The organism is Herbaspirillum lusitanum P6-12 (assembly GCF_000256565.1).
In the GTDB taxonomy this organism is placed as follows: Bacteria; Pseudomonadota; Gammaproteobacteria; order Burkholderiales; family Burkholderiaceae_D; genus Herbaspirillum; species Herbaspirillum lusitanum.
Genome location: NZ_AJHH01000502.1, coordinates 1 through 8,785 on the forward strand (window position 1 = coordinate 1; position 8,785 = coordinate 8,785).

Annotated in this window: 7 protein-coding genes; 4 read left to right on the plus strand and 3 right to left on the minus strand. The window is 61.0% G+C overall.

From position 1 onward, the window contains the following. Positions 1-39: 39 nt before the first annotated feature. Both HLUSI_RS0117015 and HLUSI_RS0117020 read left to right on the plus strand, forming a co-directional pair. Positions 40-1,239, plus strand: coding sequence for an HDOD domain-containing protein (locus HLUSI_RS0117015; protein WP_029363643.1), 1,200 nt, complete (start codon positions 40-42; stop codon positions 1,237-1,239). Between the two features lie 4 nt (positions 1,240-1,243). Beyond that, entirely contained in the window at positions 1,244-3,286 is a 2,043-nt protein-coding gene (locus HLUSI_RS0117020) for a putative bifunctional diguanylate cyclase/phosphodiesterase (protein ID WP_016835110.1), read from the plus strand. 64 nt (positions 3,287-3,350) lie between these two features. Here the strand turns inward: HLUSI_RS0117020 and HLUSI_RS0117025 are convergent, their stop codons facing one another. Beyond that, entirely contained in the window at positions 3,351-4,061 is a 711-nt protein-coding gene (locus tag HLUSI_RS0117025) for a GntR family transcriptional regulator (RefSeq protein ID WP_040503592.1), read from the minus strand. 207 nt (positions 4,062-4,268) lie between these two features. On the opposite strand from HLUSI_RS0117025, the gene HLUSI_RS0117030 reads away from it, so the two are divergent. Continuing rightward, on the plus strand, positions 4,269-5,603 hold the full coding sequence (locus tag HLUSI_RS0117030; RefSeq protein ID WP_016835112.1) for an MFS transporter: 1,335 nt from the start codon (positions 4,269-4,271) through the stop codon (positions 5,601-5,603). 25 nt (positions 5,604-5,628) lie between these two features. Then, entirely contained in the window at positions 5,629-6,903 is a 1,275-nt protein-coding gene (locus HLUSI_RS0117035) for a glucarate dehydratase family protein (protein ID WP_016835113.1), read from the plus strand. Positions 6,904-6,915: 12 nt separating this feature from the next. On the opposite strand, the gene HLUSI_RS0117040 is transcribed toward HLUSI_RS0117035, so the two are convergent. Both HLUSI_RS0117040 and HLUSI_RS0117045 read right to left on the minus strand, forming a co-directional pair. Beyond that, positions 6,916-7,362: a hypothetical protein gene (locus tag HLUSI_RS0117040; protein WP_016835114.1), complete on the minus strand. Its 447-nt coding sequence runs from the start codon at positions 7,360-7,362 to the stop codon at positions 6,916-6,918. 127 nt (positions 7,363-7,489) lie between these two features. Further along, positions 7,490-8,530 carry a 5'-methylthioadenosine/S-adenosylhomocysteine nucleosidase gene (locus HLUSI_RS0117045; protein WP_157137887.1) on the minus strand — a complete coding sequence of 347 codons (1,041 nt, stop codon included), beginning with the start codon at positions 8,528-8,530 and terminating at the stop codon, positions 7,490-7,492. Positions 8,531-8,785: the final 255 nt, after the last annotated feature.

Consider the following 8,785-nt stretch of genomic DNA (forward strand, 5'->3'; position numbering starts at 1 on the left):
ATAAAAATTTTGCGGTAGCTCACCGCAATTCCACACAAAATGGCTGTCCAGGATAAAAGCATTCCTTTTCCTTTAGTTTTTTTACAGCCCGTTGCAGACGTCCATTACTTGTGGACGGCGCTGTCGTTGCATGTGTCGCCGTTCGATGAGAACGGTTGCGACCTGTTTTCCCGGCTTTTCAACGAGTTCGGTCTGGGCGAAGCGCTCGGACGGCTTTCCTGCATCCTCACGGTCCCGAATCCCGACAAGTTCGCAGGTGAATTCGGCGCGCCGCCCAAGGACACCCAACTGATCTTGCGCGTACCGGTCGAATATTGCGCCGATCCGGCGCGACAACCGTTGCTGGAGCGCCTCACGAAAATGGGCTACGGCCTGATCGCCGACGGTATTCCGCCGCGTACTGCCTTGTTCCCGGATTTCATCGAATCGCTGTCGCTCGATTGCAGTGCCGGCATTCCGGCCGATGCAAGCCCGTGGTTGACGCGCATGCGCGGCCCGCACCTGGCTGAAAACGTCCCCGACCCGGTCAGTTTCGACGCTTGCCGCGCCGAAGGCTTCCGCTGGTTCAGCGGTGAATACCCGCTATTGCCGTCGTCGAACGTCGCGCAGAAGGATGCGATTTCACGCGGCCGCCTGGTCAAGTTGCTGGAACTGGTCTCGCACGACGCCGATGTGCATGCGCTGGAAGGCCTGCTCAAGCAGGATCCGGCCTTGTCGTACCAATTGTTCAAACTGGTCAGCTCGGCGGCATTCGGTTTCTCGGCGCACATCACCAATTTCACCCAGGCCATCAACCTGCTGGGCCGCCGCCAACTGCAACGCTGGTTGCAACTGCTGCTGTATGCGCGCTTCCCCGGCGACGAGTCGGCCAATCCGCTGCTGCCGCGTGCTGCTGCGCGCGCCGCCATGATGGAAGCGATGTGCCACCAGATCGACGGCGACCGCGACGAGCAGGACCGTGCCTTCATCGTCGGCATGTTTTCGCTGCTGGACGTATTGCTGACCATGCCGCTGCGACTCATCATCGAGCCGCTCAAGCTGCCGCAGGACATCCTCGACGCGCTGATGCAGCGCCGTGGCCGCCTCGGTCGTTTGCTGGACGTGGTGGAACGCGCCGAATACGGCCGCATCCCCTTGCGTCACACTGATCTGGCCGCGGCCGGCGTCACTCCCGAAGGTTATTGCCGCGCGCTGATCCAGGCTTATCGCTGGGCTTCCAAAGTCAGTCACGAGGCCTGACCCGATGATCGCCACCCTCAGCAGCAACGATCTGGCCTGCTGCTCGGCACTGCTTGACGCAGTGCTTGGCCTCGAAGGCATCGCGCTGCATGAGGCCTTGAGCAATATCGTATCGAGTTTCCTCGGCCGCTCGGGCGGCCGTTATTTTTCCGACGTCCCCAACGCACTCGACACGCAGCAACTGTTGCAGCCGGTGGAGCACGAGGGCGTGAGCTACGGTCACTACGTCTTTCCCGATCCGCCCGAAAATTACACTGAAGCCGAAGCCGGACGCCTGGCCTCATTCGCCGCATTGACCGGTCGCCTGCTGCAAAACCGCGCCGACACCGAAAAGCGCAGCCGCGTGCTCGACCAGATCGAATCCAAGCTCGAGCAGCAGGCGCAAATCCTCAACCAGATGCACGAATCGGTGATCACGATGGACCAGGCCGGTTTCATCACCAGCTGGAACCGCGGCGCCGAACAGTTATTCGGCTACACCGCGATCGAAGCGATCGGCCGCAACGTGCTGTTCCTGTATGAGAACGAAGACGAGGACGACGCTTCGCTCAACGACGTGTTCCTGGCGCAGGGCGGGCGCGAGATGGAAGTGCGCCGCCGCAAGAAGTCGGGCGAGGCGTTCTGGGCCAGTCTGTCGCTGTCGGTCATGCGCGACCAGCACGGCCAGCCGATCGGCATGATCGGCTACATCAACGACATCACCGAACGCAAGAACGCCGAAAAGCTGATTCATCATCTGGCCTATTACGACTCGCTGACCGGTTTGCCGAACCGCACACTGCTCACGCGCACGGTCGACCAGGCGCTGCTGGCCGCGCAGCAGGACAATATCTACGGCTGCATCATGTTCATCGACCTCAACCGCTTCAAGCCCATCAACGATACCCTGGGTCACGTCGCCGGCGACATGCTGCTGGTCGAAGTCGCCATCCGCTTGCGCAAAGCATTGCGCGACGAAGACGTGGTGGCGCGCCTGGGCGCCGATGAGTTCGCCATCGCGCTGTTCGACATCGACAAGGATTACCACGCCGGCTTCGTTGCGCAAAAACTGATCGCGCTGTTCGACGAGCCGTTCTTCATCGACGGGCATGAGCTGCGCGTCGGCGCCAGCATCGGCATCAGCATGTATCCGCAAGACGCCACCGACACCGAAACCCTGCTGCGCCTGGCCGACATCGCCATGTACCGCGCCAAGCAGGGCGGAGAAAATAACGAAGGCGGCTACGCGTACTACAGCGAAGAAATGAACCGCAACACGCTGGACTTGCTGCGCATCGAAACCGGTTTGCTGCACGCCTTCGAGTACAACGAACTGCTGCTGTACTACCAGCCCAAGATCGACTTCGCGCAAGGCCACATCACCGGCGCCGAAGCGCTGGTGCGCTGGCAGCATCCGGAGCGCGGGCTGCTGGCGCCGGGTGATTTCATCCCGATTGCGGAAGAGACCGGCCTCATCGTCCAGCTCAGCGACTGGGTGCTGGAAGCCGCGTGCGCGCAGGCGCGCCAGTGGAAAGAAGCTGGCCTGGAGCCGATCCGCATCGCCATCAACGTGACGGCCCGCGAATTCACACGGTCGCTGCCGGACCGCGTCAGGGCGGCGCTAAGCCGGCATCAATTGACCGGCGAATGGCTGGAACTGGAAATCACCGAAAGCATGCTGATGCACAGCACCGATCGCGTGATTTCGATCATGGAAAAAATCTGCCTGCTCGGCGTGACGATTTCGCTCGACGATTTCGGCACCGGCTATTCCAGCCTGTCCTACCTCAAGCGCTTCCCGATCAATACGCTCAAGATCGATCGCTCGTTCACCACCGGCATTCCCGACGACACCAACGATTGCGCCATCGCCAGCGCCATCATCGGCATCGCCAAGCAACTGCGCCACAAGGTCATCGCCGAAGGGGTGGAAAACATGGAGCAGTTCAATTTCCTCAAGGAAGCCGGTTGCAACGAATTGCAAGGCTACCTGTTCTCACGTCCGGTCCCGGCCGCGGATTTCCATCTCATGCTGACCGAAGGCCGCAAGTTCTCCGCTGCGCTGTAAAGCAACGCATTAAGGCAAACCTTCCCCGCAGTAAAACTCCTCAGTCTCAATCTTAATTTCAGTCTCAATCTTTAAGGTAGTGCGGAAAGCGCTCGCGGATATCGTCCAGGTGCGACAAGGTATTGGACAGATGCGTGCGCAAGGCGTCCTGCGCGGCAATCGGATCGCCCGCCGCGATGGCATCAACGATCGCGATATGGTCGCGCAGCACCGCGCGCGCCTTGCCGGGAATCGGCACATGCAGCGCACGCAGCCGGTCCAGGTGGCCGCTGTGACGACGCACCATGGCCCACAGATCGGGGATGTTTGCGGCTTCGTACATCTGGCGGTGGAAGGCCTGGTCGGCTTCGACGAACTCGCTGTAATCCTCGCTGTCGGCCAATATTTTTTGCTTGGCAATGCTGGCTTGCAGACGCACGATCAATGCCGGGTTCGGGGCTGCCGCCAGCGTGTGGACGATTTCCAGTTCAATCGAACGGCGCAGGAAATGCGCCTGCCGCGCCATTGCAATATCCACCGCGCGCACGACAGTCGCATGCTGCGGAAAAATATCCACCAGGCCTTCTTCACCCAGCTTCATCAGCGCGTCGCGGATCGGCGTCTGGCTCAGGCCGAACTGCAAGGCCAGCTCGGCGCGCGAAAGGACGGTGCCGGGCGTGAGCTGCATCGTGATGATGGCTTCACGCAGCCGTTCGAATACCTGCGGCGCGGCATGGCGCGAGCGGTCCAGCGGCGGCGGGGTGATGACGATGGGGGCGGTGCTGGTGCTGGTCATGCTGATGTCCTTGCGTCCTTGCTGGAAACCCGGGAGCACGCCCGTCAACCACGAGCACTTCCCTCCCGACCCGCGATGATAAACCGCCCTCCCGTGATTGACGCACTAATATATTAGTGTTTTAATGCTCCACATCGCGCAGTTGTACGACGACATCTCGCCCACAGAGGCCATGCCAGCTGCGCCCTGTCCATCGAGGAGACCTGCGTGGAAACACCCCAGCCAGCAGCCAGCGCCACCGGCGCGGCCGCGCCCACCGTCCTGCAACAGGCGGTGGCCAAGATCAAGCAGCGCGTCTTGCCGCTGTTCGTGATCATGTTCATCGTCAACTACATCGACCGCGTCAACATCGGCTTCGTGCGCAGCCACCTGGCCACCGATGTGGGCATCGGCACGGCCGCCTACGGCCTGGGTGCAGGCCTGTTCTTCGTCGGCTACGCCCTCTTCGAGGTGCCCTCCAACCTGCTGCTGCAACGCTTCGGCGCCAAGGCCTGGCTGACCCGCATCATGGCGACCTGGGGCCTGGCGGCCACGGCCATGGCCTTTGTCAACAGCGAGACCACCTTCTACGTGCTGCGCTTCCTGCTGGGAGCGGCCGAGGCCGGTTTCTTCCCGGGCGTGATCTACTACTTCACGCAATGGCTGCCGGCCAGCGAACGCGGGCGCGCCATGGCGATCTTCCTGTCCGGCTCGGCGCTGGCGTCCATCCTCAGCGGGCCGATCTCAGGGGGACTGTTGCAGATCGACGGCGGCGGGCTGCAGGGCTGGCAATGGATGTTCATCATCGAAGGCCTCGCCTCGGTGGTGCTGTGCGGTTTCGTCTGGTTCTGGCTCGACTCGCGGCCGGCTGACGCGAAGTGGCTGACACAGAGCGAACGCGATCTCATCGGCAACACCATCGCCGCCGAACAGGCCGAGCGTGAAAAGATCAAGCCGGCCCATATCTCGACCTGGGCGCTGCTGCGCGACAGCCAGATCGTCATCTTCTGCTTCATCTATTTTTCGATCTCGCTGACGATCTACGGCGCCACATTCTGGCTGCCTAGCATCATTCGCAAGATGGGTGCATATTCCGACTTCCAGGTCGGCCTGTTCAATTCGATCCCATGGATCATCTCCATCATCGCCATGTACCTGTTCGCCAGCCTGGCGGCGCGCTTCAAGTTCCAGCAGGCCTGGGCTGCGGCGGCACTGATCATCGCCGCCATCGGCATGTATGTATCTACCTTCGGCGGACCGGTTTTCGCGTTCGTCTCGATCTGTTTCGCTGCGGTGGGATTCAAGGCGGCGTCTTCGCTGTTCTGGCCGCTGCCGCAAGCCTATCTGGATGCGCGCATTGCCGCCGGCGTCATCGCCCTGATCAATTCCATCGGCAACCTCGGCGGTTTCGTCGCACCGACCACTTTCGGCTTCCTTGAGCAAAGGACCGGTTCGATCCAGGGCGGCCTGTATGCCCTGGCGACGACCTCCGTGGTGGCGGCGGTCGTGGTGTTTTTCGCCCGCACCGCAGCGTACTCCACGGCGATCGCAGGCAACAAATAATTCATTACTGATTCCGGAAAAAGACATGAAGATCACCCGCGTCACCGTCACACCGATCGCATTCAAGGATGCGCCCCTGCTCAACGCCAGCGGCATTCACGAGCCATACGCCTTGCGTTCCATCATCGAGGTGGAAACCGACAACGGCCACTTCGGCCTCGGTGAAAGCTACGGCGACGCCGCCGTGCTGGCCGTGCTGGACAAGGTAAAAACCCAACTGATCGGCCTCGATCCGTTCAACCTCAACCGCCTGCGCGCGATCGTCAAGGCCGCGGTGGCGGGCATGTCGCCGGCCAATAATGCAGGTGCCGAATTGGCCCCGGGTTCGCACGCCAGCAAAGCCGTCAGCAATACATATTCGGCGTTCGAAGTCGCCTTGCTCGACGTGCAGGCGCGCTATCTGAACGTGCCGCTGGTGGACTTGCTGGGCGGCGCCGTGCGCACCGACATTCCGTTCAGCGCCTATCTGTTTTTCAAGTATGCGGAGCACATCGACAGCCCGTACAAGCCAGACGCCTGGGGCGAGGCGCTGAGCGAAGAACAGATCGTCGCCCAGGCGCGCAGGATGATCGATGAGAACGGTTTCCAGAGCATCAAGCTGAAGGCCGGCGCCCTGGAGCCGGAGCATGAAGTCGCCTGTATCAAGGCCCTGAAAAAGGCCTTCCCCGACACGCCGCTGCGCATCGATCCCAACGCCAATTGGTCGCTCGACACCGCCGTGCGCATGGCCGAATTGCTGGGCGACGACCTGCAATATTACGAAGACCCCACGCCGGGGCTGGAGGGCATGGCGGAGCTGCATCGCCGCACCGGATTGCCGCTGGCGACCAACATGGTGGTGACCGATTTCGATGAGTTCCGCCGCAGCGTCGCCTTGAACAGCGTGCAGATCGTGCTGGCCGATCATCACTACTGGGGCGGCTTGCGCGACACGCAGATGCTCGCGCTGATGTGCGATACCTTCGGCCTCGGTGTCTCGATGCACTCCAATTCGCATCTGGGCATCAGCCTGATGGCGATGTCGCATGTGGCGGCGGCGGTGCCCAACTTGTCCTATGCCTGCGACACCCATTATCCGTGGCAGGAAGCCGACGAAGAAGTCATCAAGGGCGGCAAGCTGCCCATCCGCAACGGTTGCGTCAGCATCACGCGGGCGCCCGGCCTGGGTGTGGAGCTCGATCGCGATCAATTGGCCAAGCTGCACGACCTCTATCTCGGCTGCGGCATCCGCTCGCGCGACGACGTGCGCCAGATGCGCAAGTACAAGCCGGACTGGAAAACGGTGAAGCCGCGTTTTTGAGGTCGCTTGCGCTTACTTGAGGGGGGATTGGATATTCGGTGGCGGAGGTCGATTGGCGGAAGGAAGGATGTCGAACGTGATCGGGACAGTCAGCGTCATCATGTAGCTTGCGGCATCGAGCGCATCTATCCATCCAGGCGTGGCAGGCTTGAAGTAAAGCGATGCAGGGCCTGCAGCTTTTTTGACCGGAGCCGTATCGGCGGCAAGGTCTTTGAGAGAAAGATTGCCTATCCATTGTCCCGACCCGCGCATCATGTCCGCCGGCACGGCATGGACATACGGAGGAGCGGCAAGAGCGTGATCCCTTGCTTGAATATCGGATGGGATATCGGCTTGAACAAGTCGCTGAACGACCGTGGACGCTTGCGCCGGGATCTGTCCTGCCAACGTGAGGCAGGCGGCCGCCAGCATCGGTGTGGCGAGGATTGCAGGTTTGATGAATTTGAATGCAGAGATCATGTGCGGTTTCCTTGAAGGTGGGCCGGACATGAGACGCGTCAATGAAAAGCCGAGTTCGCCAATCGCGGACCTGCATGAAAATAATGGTGCGAGTTGAAATTGTTACGCGACAAATCTCGCAGAATTTCTATTTTTTCTTGGGGTGCGCTCGTCCCCATGCCTCCAGGAATGCCAGCGTCACGCTTGCCTCGTTGGTCTCCGCCAAGCCGCTGCCGAAGAACGCGCCGACATCCTTGAAGTCGTTGCCGCCCGCCAGATCAGAGACGCTGCGAAAGGCGATGAACGGCACGCCGTTGGCATACGCAACCTGTGCGAAGGCAGCCGTTTCCATATCCACCAGCTGCGCTTGCAGCGTATCGTACAGATAGCTGCGGTAGCCGGCGTTGGCCAGGAAAGCCGAGCCGGAAATGCCGCGTCCACCGACTATCAACGCCGGTTGAACGGCAACGCACAGCGCCGGGTTTTTAGGGCCGCATGTCGCCAGCACAGGTTTCAGGTCGCGCGCTACCGCAAGCATTTGCGCATCGGCTTGGAACTCGAAGCGGAACTCACCCTGCGGTGCGTTGGCGGCATTCATCACGAAACTGTCGCGCATGAACAGACCGCTGCTGACCTTGCCGCCCGGCGCATCGAACTGGAAGTCGGAACGCGCCTTGCCGTTTTCCGTCGCCAGCTTCAATCCCAGACAACTGACATCGCCGGCTTCGCCGCAAGCGGCCGGCAGGCTGCCGTCGCCATTCCAATAGACTTCCATCGGCATCGCCCAGCTTTCCGGCACAACCACGTCGCCGACATGATTGGCCGGATTGACGCCGCCGGCGATGCCGCTCATCAGCAGGCGTTCAATGTGGAAATGATCCAGCATCAGTTGCGTGACCATCGCGGCGTTGACCATGCTCACGCCGCTGAGTACGATCACCACCGGATTACCGCGCAATACGCCGGTCGTGAAGCGATTGCCGTTGATGCGCCAGTCGTGTTTTCTTTGGGTCTGCTCAAGCAGGATGTCGGCCTCGGCGCCGAATGCGGAGACGATGCCAATGCGCGGTTTGCACTCGCTCAGGCAGCGTTTCTGTTCGGCGTGAGCGGTGGTTGAGATGAATACGGCGGCAAGCGCCAGCAGCGCGCAGGAAAGCTTGTTCAACAGGGAGGAGAGGGGCGCGGACAAGGATGTTCCTTTGGTGGAAGGCGACGTTTTCGAGAAATGCAGGCAGACCAGAGGATGCCGAAGAATCCGGAAATTAGCCACAGTTGTCGGAACGTCAATGCCAGCGGCGCTTTCAGCGGTAATTGAAGGTGCAAAAATTGCCCGTCGGATATATTGAGTATATGATTGCTGCAAAGAAATAACATCATCCCCCTCGGAGACACCCATGCAGCAGTTCCTGCTTTTGACCCTGTGCGCCCTCGCCATCACCGGCTC

Coding starts and splice junctions, on each gene's coding strand:
- HLUSI_RS0117025 (WP_040503592.1), bottom strand. CDS start 4,061: ATGACCAGCACCAGCACCGCCCCCATCGTCATCACCCCGCCGCCGCTG.
- HLUSI_RS0117035 (WP_016835113.1), top strand. CDS start 5,629: ATGAAGATCACCCGCGTCACCGTCACACCGATCGCATTCAAGGATGCG.
- HLUSI_RS0117015 (WP_029363643.1), top strand. CDS start 40: ATGGCTGTCCAGGATAAAAGCATTCCTTTTCCTTTAGTTTTTTTACAG.
- HLUSI_RS0117020 (WP_016835110.1), top strand. CDS start 1,244: ATGATCGCCACCCTCAGCAGCAACGATCTGGCCTGCTGCTCGGCACTG.
- HLUSI_RS0117040 (WP_016835114.1), bottom strand. CDS start 7,362: ATGATCTCTGCATTCAAATTCATCAAACCTGCAATCCTCGCCACACCG.